Source organism: Dakarella massiliensis, from assembly GCF_001182045.1.
Lineage (GTDB): Bacteria > Pseudomonadota > Gammaproteobacteria > Burkholderiales > Burkholderiaceae_F > Mesosutterella > Mesosutterella massiliensis.
Genome location: NZ_CVTY01000006.1, coordinates 311757 through 327895, shown reverse-complemented (window position 1 = coordinate 327895; position 16139 = coordinate 311757). Strand labels below are relative to the sequence as shown.

At 59.6% G+C, this 16139-nt stretch carries 15 protein-coding genes and 1 pseudogene; 3 read left to right on the top strand and 13 right to left on the bottom strand.

The window, feature by feature from the left end; genetic code table 11:
• Positions 1-550: 550 nt before the first annotated feature.
• Both BN1936_RS11910 and BN1936_RS11705 read left to right on the top strand, forming a co-directional pair.
• Positions 551-673: pseudogene (locus tag BN1936_RS11910) on the top strand (helix-turn-helix domain-containing protein); the annotation flags it as partial.
• A gap of 57 nt (positions 674-730) precedes the next feature.
• The gene (locus BN1936_RS11705) at positions 731-910 is read left to right on the top strand and encodes a hypothetical protein (protein WP_232422065.1); all 180 of its coding nucleotides are present in this window, start codon (positions 731-733) and stop codon (positions 908-910) included.
• Between the two features lie 179 nt (positions 911-1089).
• Here BN1936_RS11705 and BN1936_RS05330 read toward each other — a convergent pair whose 3' ends face one another.
• The 13 genes from BN1936_RS05330 to BN1936_RS05275 all read right to left on the bottom strand — a co-directional run bounded on the left by BN1936_RS05330 (position 1090) and on the right by BN1936_RS05275 (position 13992).
• A complete protein-coding gene (locus BN1936_RS05330) occupies positions 1090-1740 on the bottom strand; it encodes a ferric reductase-like transmembrane domain-containing protein (RefSeq protein ID WP_022444038.1) in 651 nt (216 codons plus the stop codon).
• A 418-nt stretch (positions 1741-2158) separates the two neighbouring features.
• On the bottom strand, positions 2159-3043 hold the full coding sequence (nrfD, locus tag BN1936_RS05325) for an NrfD/PsrC family molybdoenzyme membrane anchor subunit (RefSeq protein ID WP_049686826.1): 885 nt from the start codon (positions 3041-3043) through the stop codon (positions 2159-2161).
• Positions 3040-3633: a 4Fe-4S dicluster domain-containing protein gene (locus BN1936_RS05320; RefSeq protein ID WP_022444041.1), complete on the bottom strand. Its 594-nt coding sequence runs from the start codon at positions 3631-3633 to the stop codon at positions 3040-3042. Before BN1936_RS05320 ends, nrfD begins: the two co-directional genes overlap by 4 nt.
• A 14-nt stretch (positions 3634-3647) precedes the next feature.
• Positions 3648-6290 carry a molybdopterin-containing oxidoreductase family protein gene (locus BN1936_RS05315; protein WP_049686825.1) on the bottom strand — a complete coding sequence of 881 codons (2643 nt, stop codon included), beginning with the start codon at positions 6288-6290 and terminating at the stop codon, positions 3648-3650.
• A gap of 276 nt (positions 6291-6566) precedes the next feature.
• Positions 6567-6911: a response regulator transcription factor gene (locus BN1936_RS11700; protein WP_232422079.1), complete on the bottom strand. Its 345-nt coding sequence runs from the start codon at positions 6909-6911 to the stop codon at positions 6567-6569.
• Positions 6829-7236, bottom strand: a complete 408-nt coding sequence (locus tag BN1936_RS11695; RefSeq protein ID WP_267900960.1) for a response regulator transcription factor — start codon at positions 7234-7236, stop codon at positions 6829-6831. Before BN1936_RS11695 ends, BN1936_RS11700 begins: the two co-directional genes overlap by 83 nt.
• A 135-nt stretch (positions 7237-7371) precedes the next feature.
• Complete coding sequence (locus BN1936_RS05305; RefSeq protein ID WP_049686824.1) at positions 7372-9189, bottom strand: sensor histidine kinase; 1818 nt, start codon at positions 9187-9189, stop codon at positions 7372-7374.
• 560 nt (positions 9190-9749) lie between these two features.
• Positions 9750-10634 carry a C45 family autoproteolytic acyltransferase/hydolase gene (locus tag BN1936_RS05300; RefSeq protein ID WP_022444199.1) on the bottom strand — a complete coding sequence of 295 codons (885 nt, stop codon included), beginning with the start codon at positions 10632-10634 and terminating at the stop codon, positions 9750-9752.
• A gap of 139 nt (positions 10635-10773) precedes the next feature.
• Positions 10774-11727, bottom strand: coding sequence for an AEC family transporter (locus tag BN1936_RS05295; protein WP_022444200.1), 954 nt, complete (start codon positions 11725-11727; stop codon positions 10774-10776).
• A 102-nt stretch (positions 11728-11829) separates the two neighbouring features.
• Positions 11830-12480 (bottom strand): hypothetical protein, encoded by a 651-nt coding sequence (locus BN1936_RS05290; protein ID WP_022444201.1) that lies wholly within the window; start codon positions 12478-12480, stop codon positions 11830-11832.
• Between the two features lie 20 nt (positions 12481-12500).
• On the bottom strand, positions 12501-13040 hold the full coding sequence (locus tag BN1936_RS05285; protein ID WP_022444202.1) for a hypothetical protein: 540 nt from the start codon (positions 13038-13040) through the stop codon (positions 12501-12503).
• A gap of 45 nt (positions 13041-13085) precedes the next feature.
• Positions 13086-13274, bottom strand: a complete 189-nt coding sequence (locus BN1936_RS05280) for a hypothetical protein (RefSeq protein WP_049686823.1) — start codon at positions 13272-13274, stop codon at positions 13086-13088.
• 13 nt (positions 13275-13287) lie between these two features.
• Complete coding sequence (locus BN1936_RS05275; RefSeq protein WP_148521184.1) at positions 13288-13992, bottom strand: twin-arginine translocation signal domain-containing protein; 705 nt, start codon at positions 13990-13992, stop codon at positions 13288-13290.
• Between the two features lie 526 nt (positions 13993-14518).
• On the opposite strand from BN1936_RS05275, the gene BN1936_RS05270 reads away from it, so the two are divergent.
• The gene (locus BN1936_RS05270) at positions 14519-15922 is read left to right on the top strand and encodes an FAD-dependent oxidoreductase (RefSeq protein WP_049686821.1); all 1404 of its coding nucleotides are present in this window, start codon (positions 14519-14521) and stop codon (positions 15920-15922) included.
• Positions 15923-16139 lie beyond the last annotated feature (217 nt).

Here is a 16139-nt window from a genome sequence, read left to right as displayed (position 1 = left end):
CTTTCCCGAATGATCTCCCCTGCCGGGGATTTCTTGATCAGGGTCCGGTTCTCACGAGGAACCGGACCTCTTTTTTTCCCAAGGGTCCCCGGAATACGCCTTTCTCCGGTTCCCTCAGCTATACCTTGGGGAAACGGGCCGCCGCTTTACCGTGATCCAAAGAAAAGCAAGGAAACGGTAAACCTGACGCTCTCAGGCACCTCTCGAAACGCAACACTTTCAGGCAGTTTCTCTTCGCTTTTTTCTTTGTAAATGGTAATAGTTCCTGTTTTTTACAGAACTACCATCGCCGCTAGTTATCTTCATGCTACCGACGTTATCAACCTCCAAAACCCCTTAAAACCGGTATTCCGTGTTAAAAATAAGCCTTCAGTGCCGTACAGAACTGTGGGGACGGTTCTGTTTCAAAGAACAGGAAACGAACCCTGCATCACCCGAATCGGGGAGTAGGAAACTACCCATAACGAGAGAATTTACCCTCCCGTAACAAAAAACATAAAAAATTGTTCTATCATAGTGTTAAGAACATTACCTCCATAGGAGGCGAGATGCTGAAAAAAATAAAGTAGCCCGGATCCACGAACTCTACGAGAAAGAGCACGCGTCAATCAAAACGATCTGCAAGATCCTCAATATCTCCAGGAATACTGTCAGACGGTATCTCCGTGAGACAGAATTCAAGGGATATGAAACACCGCAGCTCGCTTATCTGCGCAATAACCGCGCGGAAGTGAGAGCGATCTTCAATTCCTGCAATAAACGCTGCACCGCGATGCTCCCGATTCTTGAGGAAAGAACCGGACTGAAGTTCCCGCTGCGGACTCTACAGCGCTTCACGCACCCCTGGCGTCATCGCCGCACGAGAACCGCGGTCTCCTCGGTCCGCGATACTCAGTCAGCGTCTCTCTGATTCATAAAACGGGTCTCCTCTGTCCCTGGGACCCGTTTCTCTTATCCTCTTCAGCTCACCTCGCTGAAGAAGCTTTTTTGCTTTCCAAAATCACGCCGGTCTTTCCTTCCGGCGAAAAAAGATCCCGCGGATTCTGTCCAATCCGCGGGATCTTTTTTGGCTTTTAAAGAAACGCCTGATCAGTATTTCTTCGGGAGGAACGCGGTCACAGAGCAGATCACGCCGACGATCGTGACGAGGATCGTGAGGATCCCGAGCGGCATCAGGAGATCCGACGTCTCAATGAGGCGGATCGAGTGGATCGTGAGAGCGATGAAGACAATGCCAAGCAGCCGGTGAACCTGCATCCAGAGGTATTTGCCCTTCAGGAGCGGAATCACGGCGAGGATCACGAGAACGCAGGCCGCGATCGTGAGCACGAGACCGCTCGTCTCAGCGAACGGTCGCAGCGCGCCCCAGAACGCGGAGAAGCCGCCTTCCGCCGCGTGACGCACAATACGCGGCACGGGTTCCGTCGCGAACGGCTCGACGAGCGGCGAAAAGATCATGCGGGTGCCCCAGTGGATGAGGGAGAGGAGGATCGCGGAGACGCCGAGCGCCTTATGCCAGAAACCGATCTCGGGGAAGCTCGCCCCGGTGAGCCCGGCCACGAGCCGCGGCTGTGTCATCAGAAGGATCGCGCCCGCGAACGCCTCCCAGGCGAGGAGCCCGTCCAGGTAATAGACCTCGTGCATCAGGCCCCGCATATTCGGGGCCGGGGGATCGAGCCAAAGGGTCGCGCCCCACGCGAGGACGGTGATCAGGATCATCAGGAAAACGCTTTTCTTCATGTCTGCGCCTTTTTTTTGAGTTAAGCCGTTGGGCCGGTTTAATCGATTCTGTGGGAATCGGGGGTTTCTGCCTACTACCTATGTGCCATATGGTATTGGAGAAATTTCCGGAAGGCGAGACTTTTTGCAATTCTGTTATTTCTTTCAAATGGAAACCGGTTTTTTTCAATATTTAACGCTGTTATCAGTTGACAGAAATTTTCTTTTCATAACCAGAAATTAGCCGAGAAACATTATCGTTATTCGTTATGTCATCATTCTGACCCTATGGGTGAGCCCCAAAAAAAGAGGGCCCCGGGCGGCGCGCCCCTGGGCCCTTCAAGTCAAGCAAAAGATAAGTCAATCAATCAATCAATGAATCTTTAAAAAAGTCCTCTGGCGGCCCTGTCCCCTAAAAGCCGCCGGAGGCGCGCAGAACTCAGACGAGCGGATCAAAGTATCCGGCGAAGAGCACCGACGCCCGGATGCAGAGAGCACCGGCGAGCGCGAGAACCGCGCAGAGCGGAGCCGCGAACTTCGCTTTTTCCCCGAACACCCGGATCGCGAGCGGGAGGAGGATCCCGGCCGCCACCGCGCCGATCCAGAACATCGCGGCCCAGTCACCGGAAATCAGGCTCATGGCACCCGCTTTCGCGCCCGGAGTCGAGAAACTCGCCCTGACCTGCAGGAGCGCGAAGAGCGCGAGAAGCTCCGACACCTCAATCACGATGCCGGCCGTCCGGGCCGTGCCCGGAAGCGCCTTCTTATCCCGGAACCCGAGGAACTCCCAGACCGCGAGCGCGCAGCCAAGGCCCGAAAGCACCCAGAGGATCGGGATCAGCGCCGTGTGCCAGAAGGTGACGCCGGACGCCTGCGTGAGGAGGAACCCGGAGTACACCGTGACCGCGACACCGACCACGGCGAGCAGCACCGGAACCGCCTTCCGTTCCGTGAAGATCGGGGCCCAGCCGGGCTTAAATTTCCCGTAGAGCACGGCGGTCGCGACAAGCGTCAGCACCGCCTGCACGCCTAAGAGGCAGATACCAATCAGCATCCAGGAGCCGAAGTTGAGGCTCCCGCTGATCAACGCGTTAAACGCCGCGAACGGGAGATTCGTGAGCCGCGCGAGGTGCGAGAGCACAAAGACGCAGCCGAGGATCGACGCGACGAAAGAGACGAGCGCGATCCGTTTATCCCGCACGAAGTAGAAAAGCGCCATCAGCATCCCGGAGAGGCCGATGAACCAGAGGAAGAACGCGATCGTCCATCCCCAGTGAGCCGCCGCGAGCTGCGGCGTAAGCGAGAGAAATCCTGCGTCTGTCATTTCGCCACCTCGACAAAGAAGTTAGGAAGCGTGCCTTTTTCTTCAAGGAGCTTCACGGTACGGCTGGAAGCGATCTCGCGCGAAATCGCGCTTTCCGGATCCAGGATGTCGCCGAACACACGGGCGTTCGTGGGGCAGGCGGCGACGCACGCCGGGTCTTTCCCCTCCGCCACGAGTTTCTGGCAGCCTTCCCCCATGCACTTCTCGGGGAGGCCTGTCAGCGGATTGCTCCACCGCGCGTCATACGGGCACGCCGTAATGCAGTAGTTGCAGCCCATGCAGCGCTTCGGGTCGATCTTCACCTGGCCCGTTTCCGGATCCCGGTAATTCGCGCCGAATGGGCACGCCTTGATGCAGGGCGCGTCCGTGCACTGCTGGCACTGGCTCATGATCTGGAACGGACGGCGGTTCCCGTCCATCACGATCTTCTGAATGTTTCCCGGCATTACGCGGCCGTGGATCGGCTTTCCGGATGCCATCACATCGCCGTAATTCGTCTGCGCACAGGCATTCATGCAGGCCGTGCATCCAATGCAGCGCGTCGCGTTAAAGAGATGCGCGAGCTGCTTCTTCGGTTTCATTTCAGTCATTTTTTCGCGCTCCTCTAGTCAGAAAGGACCTTCACCGAGACGGACCCGTTATTCGCGAGCGGTCCGAAGACGGGACTCGCGTAACCGGTCGCGAACCAGTTGGGATTCACACCCTCTTCCATCCAGTCCGCGGTCTCGGGGCTCATGGCGCGTAAGAGTTTCGAGCGGGTGCCGCCTGAGAACCCCGGCATGTGAAGGCACCCCTGCTTGATGCGATAGGAGAGATGCACGCGAGACTTCTCGGTGAACCCCGTGTCGATCGCGCGGATTTCAAGGAGCGCGTTCTCACGGACCCCGATCCGGGCGGCGTCATCCGGATTCATCACGGCGCGGCGCTCCGAATTCGCGTGCGACCCCGGTCCGAACATCCCGAGACCCGAGTTCCCCTGGAGGTTCTTGCCGGACACCATGTAGAACTCGTTTGGTTTCGAGGGGAGCGTGTAGGCCTTCACGGGTTCCCAGGCAGGGAGCCCGGGGACGCCCTTCCGGTTCGCTTTGAGGTACGGCCAGAACGCGTAAATCTCCATCTTTCCGGTCGGCGTGTCGAAGGGCTTCTTATACGGGTACGTCCCGTAGGCCTTCGGTTTCACGACGGCCCACCCGTTCGCGTCGAGCGACTCCTTCACGGCCTTCGCTTTCTCGGGATCCTTCGCTTCGAGATCCGCCATCAGTTTCGGGAGCCCGTAGCCTTCAGAGAGCGTCTTATTCCACTTCCGGAATTCGGCGTTTGTCTTGCATTCTTTCGTGTACCCGAGCCGGGCGGCACGGTCCGGCCAGGCGCGGCGGATGACTTCGAGCAGCGGGAAGAGGTCGTCCCGCGACTCATTCCCATCCGGAATCGGAAGCCCCGGGGCGTTACGCTGAATCGCGCCGCCCATTTCGCGCGCGAATTCAATTCCCGTCACACCGCCCTTCTCGAGGAACATCGTGGCGGGGAGAACGTAGTCCGCGTAGTCACACGTTTCCTGCGGCATCACGTCCTGCACCACGACGAGGTCGAACTTCATCAGCATCTTTCTCATGCGATCGGTATTCGCCTCACGCTGGAGGAGATTTGACGCCGTCACGAAGAGCGCCTTCACGGGGTAAGGCTTTTCTTCTTCCAATTCTTTCTGAAGCGCGAAGAACGATCCCGGAGCCGCGGGGAAGTAAGCCTGGTCCGCGCGGAGCGTATTCGTGATTTCCCACGTGTTCCCATTCGGCGCGGTGCAGGTCTTCGTCTTCGCGTCAAACTTGATTGAAGAAGACGTCAGCCCGGAACTCTCTTCCACGCAGAGACCGCCCTGCTGATCGACGTTTCCGATAAAGGCGTTCGCGGCGCAGAGGAGGTGGCAGAGCTCGACGTCGTTCCCGTTCCGGCTTGAGTACCAGTTGTCTTCAAAGACGCCCTTCTTCGTCGCCATGAGGCGGGCGAGACGGACAATGCGGTCAGCCGCGATACCGGTGATCTTCGCCGCGGCGGCGGGCTCATACTTCGCAGCCTCTTCCGCGTACGCCATGAAGACGGTCTTCACGGGGATCACGGCTCCAGCCTTCGTCTTCAGTTCGCCATTCCACTCAAGCTCCGGCACATCCCCGGCGTTCTCAATGAAGGACTGAACTTCCTTTTCCTTCCCCGTCGCCGGGTCCGTCACCTTCTCGGTCTTCACGCCGCGGAAAACCACGGTGCCTGCCTTGGTCCGCATCGCGTAGAGCGCCTTATCGGCGTCCGAGTCCGTGCCGGTCAGCTCCGCCTTCGTGATCGGGTGACCGTCGTCGGAACTCACGAGATAGGCGGCGTTTGTCTGCCGAGCGAGGAACTCGGCGTCGTAAAGCTTCTTCCGGATCATCACCTGGAGCATCGAGAAAATGAGAGCGCCGTCGGTTCCCGGCACCACCGGGATCCAGTCCGCGGTCCCGAGCGCGGGATCCGGCTGCCAGGGGTTCACGAAGATCACCTTCGCCCCGCGGTCCTTCGCTTCCACGAGCCGGTGCGCGACCCCCATCGGGCAGTTGATCGAGCGGCCGACGAGCATGATCACGGACGCGTGATCGTAATCCGGGTCAATCTTGTTCTTTCCCTGATACTTCTTACCGAACGCGAGAATCCGGCCGGCGTTCCCCGCGGTGTTGCAGGTCGCCTGATGCCCGATCTGATTGATCGTCCCGAGCGTAAAGGACGCCCACTTCTGGATGCCGGAAAGCGTGTGGCTCGTGTAGACGACGGACGACTCGCCATACTTCTCCACGATCGGCTTCAGCTGCTTCGCTATGCCGTCCAACGCCTCGTCCCACGAGACTTCCTTAAACTTCCCTTCGCCCCGGGCGCCGACCCGCTTCAGCGGCTTCTTCAGCCGATAGGGGCTTGCCCAGAGCATCGCGGCCTGAGACGCGCGCCCGCACATGCCGCGCTGCGGATGCATCGGATTCGGGAACACGCGCACCGTCGCGAGACTCGGCTTCACGCCCGTTTTCTTCATGATGATGAGACCGCATCCGCCGCCGCACACCTTGCAGGCGACGGGGTTCGCTTCCCATCCTTCTTTCTTCAGAGTCTCGATCTGCTCCGCGATCACCTTCCACGAAATTGCGGACGCGCCGGCAGCGGCTGCCGTACCCGCGAGCAGCGTTCGCCGGGACAGTCCGACCCCGGTTCTCCTTTCAGTTCTGGTTTCCATCTCCAATATCTCCCGAAATAGGTCTTTCGAAGGAGCCTTCAAGTGCCGGCAAGCTTTTTTGTATCGGGGCCGTGCCTCTCCGGTCTCACTTCTGACCTCACAACCTGATCTTATTTTTCTTTTAAAAACAGATAAATCCGATATTCTCCCCGACACGGTATTGGAGGAATGCCGTGGGTGGGTACGGGAGGTTTCTCGTAATACAAAAAGATAACCCCCTGAAAGTCATCGCTTTTCAGGGGGCGGGGTTTTGGAGGGAAAGAATAGGAACAGGGGCTAACGCTCTCCGATTGAAATGAGGAAGGAGGCGAGTTCAGCGCTCCCCCGGAGCCCGAGCTTCCGGAGGAGCGAGCTCCGGTGCGCCTGGACGGTCTTCTCCGTGATCCCGAGCTGATCCGCGACCTGCTTATTGAGGTCGCCCGCGGCAACGCCTTTCGCCACTTCTTTTTCGCGGGGCGTCAGTGTGTCCCAGAGCGTCCGGGCGGCGGCGATCCCGTCCTCCGCCTTCCGGCGATCGAGATCCGCTTTGACGGCTTTCTCAATCGCCGCGATCAGGCGGTCGGCTTTGACGGGCTTCGGAAGGAAGTCGGATGCCCCGTCTTTCAGCGCCTGCACCGCCATATCGATGTCGCCGTGCGCGGTCGCGAAGATCACACGCCTGCACCGCCATATCGATGTCGCCGTGCGCGGTCGCGAAGATCACAGGGAGGCGGTTGCGGCGGGACGCGAGTTCCCGCATCAATTCAATCCCGCTCATTCCCGGCATCTGCACGTCGAGCACGACGCACCCCGGGACATGCGGGTCGTCAAGCTTCAGAAACGCCTCCGCGCTCGCGTAGGACCGCACGGTCCACTCGGCGCTTTCCAGAATAAATTCCCAGGAGTGGCGGACGGATGCCTCGTCATCCACGACGCGGATCGCCGCCTCCTCTCGCATATCAGCCATGCCTTGCTTCTCCTTTGATTCCAACGCGGGCGCGTCCGGCGGTTTCCTTTTGTGTTTTTTGGCTTCTCGTGCCTCTTCGGGGGAGGCCGGAGCCGGGTGGGAAACTGTCGGGGGGGGTCCCCGGTGTCTTAATTCTTACGCGTTCTTCTCTTTCTGCTCACTCCAATATGTTTTCACCTTGTCTTCGGGACAGAGCGGTACGGTAACCGTTACCGTAAGACCGCGCTCCGAGCGGCGCTCGAATTTGATCGAGCCCCCGAGCCCCTCCGCGAGTTCCTTCGTGATCCCGAGCCCGAGCCCGAGACCTTCCTTCCGGGTCGATTTCCCGAGTTCCGAGAGCCGCGAAAACGCTTCATCCGTGAGCCTCGGCCCGTTGTCCGATACTTCCGCGACCGCCCTCTCCCCCTCCCGCCGCATCGTGATCGTGATCCGGGGCGGGAGCTCCGGGTCGTTTTTCGATGTCGCGGTCTCCGCGTTCCGAAGGAGATTCATGAAGATGATCCCGAGTTCCACGGGGTCCCCGCAGACAATCAGACTCGGGCTCCAGGGTACGGTAACCGTTATAGGAGAATCCGTGTGCCGCCTGAAGGTTTCGACCGTCCTGTTCACTTCGGCTGTGAGGTCAAGCGGCACATGCGCGCTCTCCTTCCCCTTCACGAAGTTCCGCACCCGATCCACGATCGCGTCCGCTTCTTCGCCCGCCTTCTCGATTTCAGAGAGTGAATGCCGGAGCGCCTCCTCTTTCATCGTCCCGCGGGAAAGCCGCATCTCGAGCCCCTGCGCGTAATTCATGATGACCGCGAGCGGCTGCTTCAATTCGTGTGCGAGCATGCTGGAAATCAGCCCCACGGCCCGAACCTTTTCGAGCGACCCGATCTTTTCAGATTGCTTCTTGAGTTCGAGTTCCGCCCGCAGCCGGTCTTCTTCCGATTTCATGAGGGCAACCGTGCGTTTCCGCGTCATTCCGGTAATGACGGACGAATAGAGGATCAGGATCACGAGCAGAATCGCGGCCCCGAACACGTACTGCCAGTATTCGCGGAGCGCCCACCGGATCCCGCGTGGCTCAGGCTCAAGATTCATGAGCGTAAAGAGATTCCGCATCGTTTTCCGGTCACTCGCGACAGTCCAGTAGAGCCCGGAGCGGCCGGAAGGCGGCAGGTCGAGGAGCGCCTTCAGCACACGTCTGGAATCCGCTGACCCGAGACTCGGTTTCACGGAGAGGAACCAGCCGGGGTAGAGCATCGTGGAGTGCCGACAGCGGAATCCGCTATCCCCCTTCCGTTCCCCGATCACCCGGAAGTCGCCTGGCTGGATCTTCCCTTCGGACTCCAATTCCTCGAGGAGACACGTGATCACGAAGCCCCCGTCCGCGCGGCCGGACTTTACGGCATCCAATACATTCGTCATCGGCATCCCGACTTCCGTCACCGACCCGAAGTAATGGTCGGGGTCGAGCCCCTGACGGATCATGTCGCCCGCCGGCACCTGCCACCCGGCAAACGCCTGACGGCCGACGATCGCGAGATCTTTCCCCGCGAGGTCGCCCTTCGTCTGGAGATCCGTCCGGTCTCCCCGCACCACGACCGCCGCGCCATTCGCGTGGTTCGGGTCTTTGGCGCGGAATGAGGTGAGGGTGAGAAGCGCGGAGCCATTCGTTCCTTCGAGCATCAAGGAGCTCAGGCCGCTCGACGCGATCGAGATATCGAAGGCGTTCGCTTTCGCGGCCGCGAGAAACGATGGCGGATCGTACTCATGAATGAGAAGCTGCCTCGGCTCCACCGCCCGCGCGATCGCGTCGACGGTTGCCGAGAAGTACCGGACCGAGAGCGCCTCCCCATAGCTATTCACCACGGCAAGACGCACAGGCGGTGCCTTCGGGAGCACGGGGTCAGCCCCCGAGGTCCCGATCACGGCGACACAGAGAACCGCGGCACAGAGTTTCCGGATCATGGTGAAAGGAAAGGAAAGAGAAACGTCACTCTCCTCGACTCTACACGAGAAACCGTGAAAGAGAAATCAAGGGAGAACTGAGCCTCGCTCCCGGGTACGGTTCCCGTTACCGCTTTTCTCATAGTTCCTGATAGATGCTGATAGAAACTGATACATCCTATTAGAAACTATGAGATTTCAGAGCCTCAGCGGGGGCGTTTCAGAGCCGCGCTCCTCCGAACCTTTTCTCCCCGCCGGAACACGGAAAACCGCCTCCCGCTCTCCCGATGAGCCCCCTCTTCCGCTCTCACCGGGTACGGTATCCGTTACAGCTGTTTTCTCATAGCTTCAGATAGAAGCGCATAGGGTGTATCAGTAACTATTAGCTGCTATGAGTTTTTCGGTCTTTTCTATCAGGATCTATTAATCAAAAAGAAATCAATTCCAGACAGGTACGGCAGACGCTGCACCATTGGAAGACGCCCGGGCGGCTGGGTTCCGCCCGAGCCCCCTCTTTCTTCCGCCCAACAAAAAAAACCGGGGCGGTGAGCCTCGGGTTTCGAGTAAGACGCGGAACTGGGTTATCGATTAAACGTCACCGGTTCCTCGATCACCTGGAGCGACGCAGGGTCGTCCGCCTTCGTCCGCCACTCAAGATGCAGGATCGGGTACCCGCCCGCCTTCGGGAACTTCACCGCCATATAGGCGACAGTCTGGGTGCCGTCCGGCTGGCTTCCCGTGCGCCAGATGCTGTGATCGGGACCCGCGTTCCGGTCGTGACCGAGCGCCTTGAAGGCATCGAACGTCATCGTCTTCCCGTCCGATGTGGAGTCCGCGAGCAGCGCCTTTATCCGCGCGAGCCTCACTTCGGAGCTCTTCCCGATCTTCTGGTTAAAGGCTTCAGACTCGGGCTCGATATAGTGATTCGTGTGGGCGATCGTCCCCGTCTTGATCCGCTTCACGGTGCGCTTGCCGCCTGGCATCACCTCAATCACGGCGGCCTCCGTTTTATCCGCGAGGATGAAGTTCACGGGTTCCACGTAGGCTTCCGTCGCTCGGATCGCCTCTTCCACCGTCGCGCAGTGGCGAAGCAGGTACGCGGGGGAGGTGAAGCCGTCCTTCGACCTGAAGTGAGGCATCGCGAGGCGCTCTTTCTTCGGGATCGAGCCCGCGGTGGAGAGCCCGAGCGCGAGCCCCTTCTCATTCACGCCCATGTTGAAGTTCTGGTACTTGCCGGTCGCGAGTCCCACGTACGCGTAGCCTTCGCCCGGTTTCGGGGTCACGCGGACCAGCGTTTCCTCGCTTGGACGCCAGTCCCGGACTTTTGACATCATGACGCCGCCGTCATCGACCGCCGTTCCCGCCGCGGCGTAGAGCGTGCAGGCGTGAGCGCGCGACGGCGCGAGAAGCACGGAGGCAACAATAAGCGCCGCGGTGATCGCCACGGCAGACGGATGGATCTTCATTGAAGACCTCCAAAAATAAATACAGACCTTCACTTCGGTCCGCGACTGACGATTTATACCGGAACGGCAAAAAAGAAACACCAGGTCAAGGTAACCCAGTGTTTCAGGAGTTCAGAGCGGCAAAAACCGGAACCGGTTTTTACCGGAAGAGGAAGAAGTAGATCGGGCACATGACGAGCGCGAAAACCGTGGTGCTTGTCATAAAGGACGAGACCGCGATGTTGGTTTTGAGCCCATAGAGCGCGCACGTGAGCACCGAATTGATGGCCGTCGGGCAGGAGGAGACGATGATCAAGGTCGCCGCCATCACGGGATTCGTGATGAGCAAGGCGCAGAGTGCCCAGACGACGAGCGGCATCAGGATAAATTTGAGGGGCATCAGCCACAGCGTCTTCGACATCTCGCGGCGCGCCGCGTCGAAGTCGAGAAGCAGGCCCACCGGGAGGAACGCGATCCAGGCCCCAAGGTGCACGAGCGGCTTAAACACCATCTGAAGCCACTCAGGCTGCGGCACGTGGGCGAGCGAGAGCCCCGCCCCGACGATCATCCCGATCAGCGCGACCTGATTCCAGGTGAAGAAGAGTTCCGAGAACGAGCGCTTCTTCATCGGCGCTTTGCCCTCACCCGCCACCGCCATGTCGTGGAACTTCTGCGCGACCGGGAAGTTGAACGTAATGAGAAGCACGTTCTGGATCACGGCGACGATCTGCACGTACGCGAACGCGGCGGGCCCAAGAAGCAGGTAACAGACAAGGCCCCCAAGCGTCCCGGTGTTCCCGAGCATCCCGGCCGTCACCAGCGCACCCCGCTCCCGGGGATCGGGGTTCTTTTTCGTCGCCGCCATCATGATGAAGTACGGGAGGAACGTGATCACGAGCGCGATCACCGGCACCCAGAAGATCGCGGGGCCGATATGAAGGCTCCAGAAGGAGATCACCGCGAGGACCGTAAAGACCACGCGGACATTAAACGTGAAGACCTTTTTCGTCCCTTCCTGGGTGACGATGCCTTTTTTATGAAGAATGTAGCCAAGCGAAATCGGGACGATCGTATCGATGAGGAGGAGCGCGATACGGAGAAGCGTGTCATTCATGAGCGGGTGCTGCCTGATAACAATTAGATTAATTTTCGGACGTAATATTAACCTTTTTGTTTAATCCCGTCTTTCGCGTCCCCTCCTCCATTCGTTCCCGGATTACTTATCGGGCCCGTAAAACGACTCGCGCGCGACCCCGAAGAGCCGCGAGAGCTCCGACTCGGTGATGTCCGGATCGAGCAGCTCGAGTTCCCCCGCGTTCTCCATAAAGCCAAACGGGTAGGAGAGCGGATCGATCGCCCGAGTGAACGCCTCGGTGTTCGCCTGGATCACGCCGCTCACCTCACCCACCGACAGCTGCCCCTTATCGTTATCGGTGTCGTCCGCCTCGCGGATTCCGCGCCGCTTCGGGTCATCGAAGAGACTCAGATGGCGGTCGAGCATCCGCCACTGCGGGTGCGCGAAAAGGATCGTGTCCGCCTGGGCGCGGGACACCGCGTTCACGGCCGCGATCGGGCAGAAAACGATATCGACGATCCCGACAAACGGTCTCACGCGCCGGACGAGCCTGATGCTCTTTGGATCCTGGGGGTCAAAGAAGAGGTACGCGACTGCCCGCCCCGCGCCGCCGGGGTACTCAAAGCCCCCGGAGCCCGTCGCGACTCCCGCTTCCCGCGCGAGACGGTCCGGCACCTTCACGAGGTCCTGCCACGTGTTCTTTTCGGTCGACGCGGCCGCGTTTCGTCCGATCGAAAGCGAGAAAAACGCCCCCAGGAGAACCGCGTCCCGCCGTGAATAGCGTTTCGTCATAACCTCCCCCGATCCTTATTTCAGCGGCGCGTAGTAGGGGCTCTCGCCCTTCCGGAGCACCGTCCGGAGGTCTTCCTCCGTGAGCGACCCATCAAACGGCACATAGCGGTTCGGGCCGCTCTTAAAGACGCCAAAGGGGACGTCGCGCCCTCCGACCTCGCGGTAACCTTCCCGTTCGCCCAGACCGCGGATTCCATCGCGGGCCTGTCCCCCGTCCGGCTCACGCGAAGCCCCCGGGTCCCCGGATCACTGAAGCGGACGATGTGGTGATCAAGCGCCCGCCACGGTTCCGCCGCCCCGAGTATCTGCGCCCCCTGAGGGCCGGATCGCCAGTTGAGGTACGCGACCGGGTAGAAGTGGATATCGATGTCATTCAGAAGCGGCTTCAGCCGCTCGATCATCCGGATAGAGTTCTCACCCTGGGTATCGAAGACGAAGTACGCCACGGGCCGCCCCTCGGGCCCCGGGTACGAGAACCCCCGCGACCCCTGCTGGAGCATCGGGACCTGGCCCGAGAACGCGTCGATCATCTTTTTCCCGTTCCAACCAAACGGGATCATCACCTTCTTAAGGATCGCGTAGTGGGGATCCGCCCGGGTATGCGCCTATGCCCAGGAGGCGGATTCGAGCGCCCCGTCAATCAGTTCGGCGTAAGGCACCACAGACGACCCGGTCGCGAGCTGGCTCGCCGCCGCCTCTTTCGCGATCGCCATACCGGCCGCCGCGGCGAGGACCGTCCCGGCCGCCATCCGGCGGGAAACACCTGACCCGTTCTTTTTCTCTTCCTCTTTCATCTTCCGTCCCCTCCTACTTCGCCTTCACGAGATCGAAGAGCGCGAGATAGTGATCCCAGTCCGGCTGGTTATTGAAGGGGCGGTATCCCCCATCCATCCCGAGATAAACGCCAAAGGGCACATCAACGCCCCGCGTCGCCCGGAAGAGGTTCGTGTTCGCCCAGATTTTCCGTTCGGAATCTTCCGAGATCCGGCTGACGTCGTACTCAATCCCGTTCGAGCCTTTCTGGCTGAAGAGCGTGATCTGGTCGTCGAGCGCAAGCGCCCGGTTCGGGGCTCCGAGGATCGTCGCCCCCTGAAACTCGGACTCGGGTCCGAGGAACGCGAGCGGGAAAATGTGAAAGTCGATGAGGTGCGAGAGCTTTTTGAAGGTTCTCAGCATGGTGATCGAGTTCGGGTCCTGCGTATCGATCGCGACGAACGCGGGTCGCCTCCCCGGGTCTCCCGGGTACGTCACGCAGGCCGCGCCGTGGGTCGGGATCCCATCCGGTCCGATAAACGCCTCGAACATCTCCTTCGCGTTCCAGTCGGGCGCGACCCACACCATCCGGTAGGTTTCGCGGATCATATCCGCACGCCACCGGGCCCTCGCGTTCGCGGTGGCCCGTTCCGCCTGATAGCGGACCCAGGGCCGGGTCGGCAGCGCTTCCGCTGTGCCCGCCGCCGCGGCACCCGCGGCCCCAGCCGCCAATAGTTTTCTGCGCGATATCTCGATCATCACTCAGTCCTTCAGAGACCGCGGCGAACCAAAAAAACGCCGCCGCAGTTCTTATTTCAGATCCCCGATATTAACGCCCGGATTAATGCCGGTCTACAGAAATAACCGTGTTATCTATCAGGTACAGCGAAAGTAACTAATGGGCTTATGAATCGTTCTTTTCCGCTTTGATTTTTCTCAGAAACCCTGAACCCATGGGGCTTTGAGGCAGTTTCAGAATAGAGCAGTCGGCCCGCTTCCGATCTCCCCGCTCCCGGCCTAAAGGAAACCTGTCACGCCGTTTCTTACCCCTTCGCCAATAAAAACACCTGTTCGGGTTTTCCTTGATAAACCGGTCCGTGACCCCATGTTTTCAGGCAGTTCCCGGTTCGGTTTTGTCCGTTATGTCCCGTATTACGAAAAATTACCGTGACTTTTATCACAGAAATACCCTATTTTTTCCGGAATAATCCGTTTTGCATAGACGGACGAACTAATCCATACGAACTTTTTAACCGTCTATGAACTTAAATCTCTGGGAGAGAAAATGAAAAAGACCATTCTGGCAAGCATGCTTGCCGTCATGATGGCGACCCCCGCGTTCGCCGCTGAATCCACTGACATCGTCATCATCGGTTCGGGCGGCGCTGGCCTGTCCTCCGCCATCACCGCGACCGAAAAGGGCGCCAAGGTTATCGTGCTTGAGAAGATGGCCTACTTCGGCGGCAACTCCAACCGCTCCGAAGGCGAAATGAACGCCGCCGGCACGAAGCAGCAGAAGGCTCACGGGATTCTCGACGACACGCCGGAACGCTTCGCCGCTGATACGATCCGCGGCGGCCACGGTCTGAATGACCCGGCGCTCGTCAAGGCTCTGACGGAAAACGCTGCCTCCGCTGAAGAATGGCTCCTCGACCTCGGCGCTCACTTCTGCCATCGTATGGGTCGCGGCGGCGGCCAGACCCGTGCCCGCGGTCATGGTCCTTGCGACGGTTCGCCGGTCGGTATCGAAATCATGCGTGTGCTCGGCGAACGCGCGGATAAGGATCATATCGACATGCGCCTCAATAACCGCGTGACGAAGATCCTGATGAAGAACGGAAAGGTCGCCGGCGTCCAGGTGAAGACTCCGAAGGGAATGGAGACGATCAACGCCAAGGCTGTGATTCTCGCGACCGGCGGTTTCGGCGCGAACCACAAGATGGTTGAGAAGTATCGTCCTGAACTGAAGGGCTTCTCCACGACGAACCACCCGGGCGCTACCGGTGACGGCATCGTCCTCGCCCAGCAGGTTGGCGCTGGCCTTACCGACATCGAGCAGATCCAGATTCACCCGACCGTCATCAAGAAGAACGGCGCTCTGATCTCTGAATCGATGCGTGCCCGCGGCGGCTTCCTGCTGAACAAGAACGGCAAGCGCTTCACGAACGAGCTCCTGACGCGCGACGTCGTTTCCGCGAATGAGCTCAAGCAGCCGGGCGGAATCGCTTACCTCGTGATCGACAACTCCATCTACTCGAAGAACAAGATGGCTCAGAACTACACGGCTGAGAAGCTGATGACGAAGTGCGACACGATCGCTGACGTCGCGAAGCTGATCGGTGTGGATCCGAAGGTTGTCCAGGCGAGCTTCGATCAGTACCACAAGGCGTTCGATAACAAGAAGGATGATCTCTTTGGGCGCCCTGAGATGCTGATCCGTATGGACCAGGCTCCGTACTTCGTCGCTGAAGTCACCCCCGGCATCCATCACACGATGGGCGGCGTGAAGATCGACCCGCAGGCTGAAGTCCTGACCCCCGAGAAGAAGCCGATCCCTGGCCTCTTCGCCGCGGGTGAAGTGACGGGCGGTGTGCACGGCGGCAACCGTATCGGCGGCAACGCTGTGGCTGACATCATCACCTTCGGCCGCATCTCCGCTAACTCCGCTCTGAAGTACATCGGTAAGTAATAGCGAAGTAAAAGCTTCAAACAATCCGGGAGGACCGTCTCTCTCTCCAAAGGTCCATCCCGGAGGTCTCCGAAGTGAGCACCGCGTGAACCGCTTCATGCGGTGCTCAATTTTCTCCAGTAGTGCTTTGTAGTGTTTTGCTAGGACCGCACGCGATCTTTCTCTCTCCTCAGATCGCTGCGGCTTTTTTTTGCCCGATTTTTCCCCCGCCCCTCAG

Coding starts and splice junctions, on each gene's coding strand:
- BN1936_RS05290 (WP_022444201.1), bottom strand. CDS start 12,480: ATGACGAAACGCTATTCACGGCGGGACGCGGTTCTCCTGGGGGCGTTT.
- BN1936_RS05305 (WP_049686824.1), bottom strand. CDS start 9,189: ATGATCCGGAAACTCTGTGCCGCGGTTCTCTGTGTCGCCGTGATCGGG.
- BN1936_RS05280 (WP_049686823.1), bottom strand. CDS start 13,274: ATGAAAGAGGAAGAGAAAAAGAACGGGTCAGGTGTTTCCCGCCGGATG.
- BN1936_RS05300 (WP_022444199.1), bottom strand. CDS start 10,634: ATGAAGATCCATCCGTCTGCCGTGGCGATCACCGCGGCGCTTATTGTT.
- BN1936_RS05315 (WP_049686825.1), bottom strand. CDS start 6,290: ATGGAAACCAGAACTGAAAGGAGAACCGGGGTCGGACTGTCCCGGCGA.
- BN1936_RS05275 (WP_148521184.1), bottom strand. CDS start 13,992: ATGATCGAGATATCGCGCAGAAAACTATTGGCGGCTGGGGCCGCGGGT.
- BN1936_RS05295 (WP_022444200.1), bottom strand. CDS start 11,727: ATGAATGACACGCTTCTCCGTATCGCGCTCCTCCTCATCGATACGATC.
- BN1936_RS11695 (WP_267900960.1), bottom strand. CDS start 7,236: ATGGCTGATATGCGAGAGGAGGCGGCGATCCGCGTCGTGGATGACGAG.
- BN1936_RS05330 (WP_022444038.1), bottom strand. CDS start 1,740: ATGAAGAAAAGCGTTTTCCTGATGATCCTGATCACCGTCCTCGCGTGG.
- BN1936_RS05270 (WP_049686821.1), top strand. CDS start 14,519: ATGAAAAAGACCATTCTGGCAAGCATGCTTGCCGTCATGATGGCGACC.
- nrfD (WP_049686826.1), bottom strand. CDS start 3,043: ATGACAGACGCAGGATTTCTCTCGCTTACGCCGCAGCTCGCGGCGGCT.
- BN1936_RS05285 (WP_022444202.1), bottom strand. CDS start 13,040: ATGATCCCGTTTGGTTGGAACGGGAAAAAGATGATCGACGCGTTCTCG.
- BN1936_RS05320 (WP_022444041.1), bottom strand. CDS start 3,633: ATGACTGAAATGAAACCGAAGAAGCAGCTCGCGCATCTCTTTAACGCG.
- BN1936_RS11700 (WP_232422079.1), bottom strand. CDS start 6,911: ATGGCGGTGCAGGCGCTGAAAGACGGGGCATCCGACTTCCTTCCGAAG.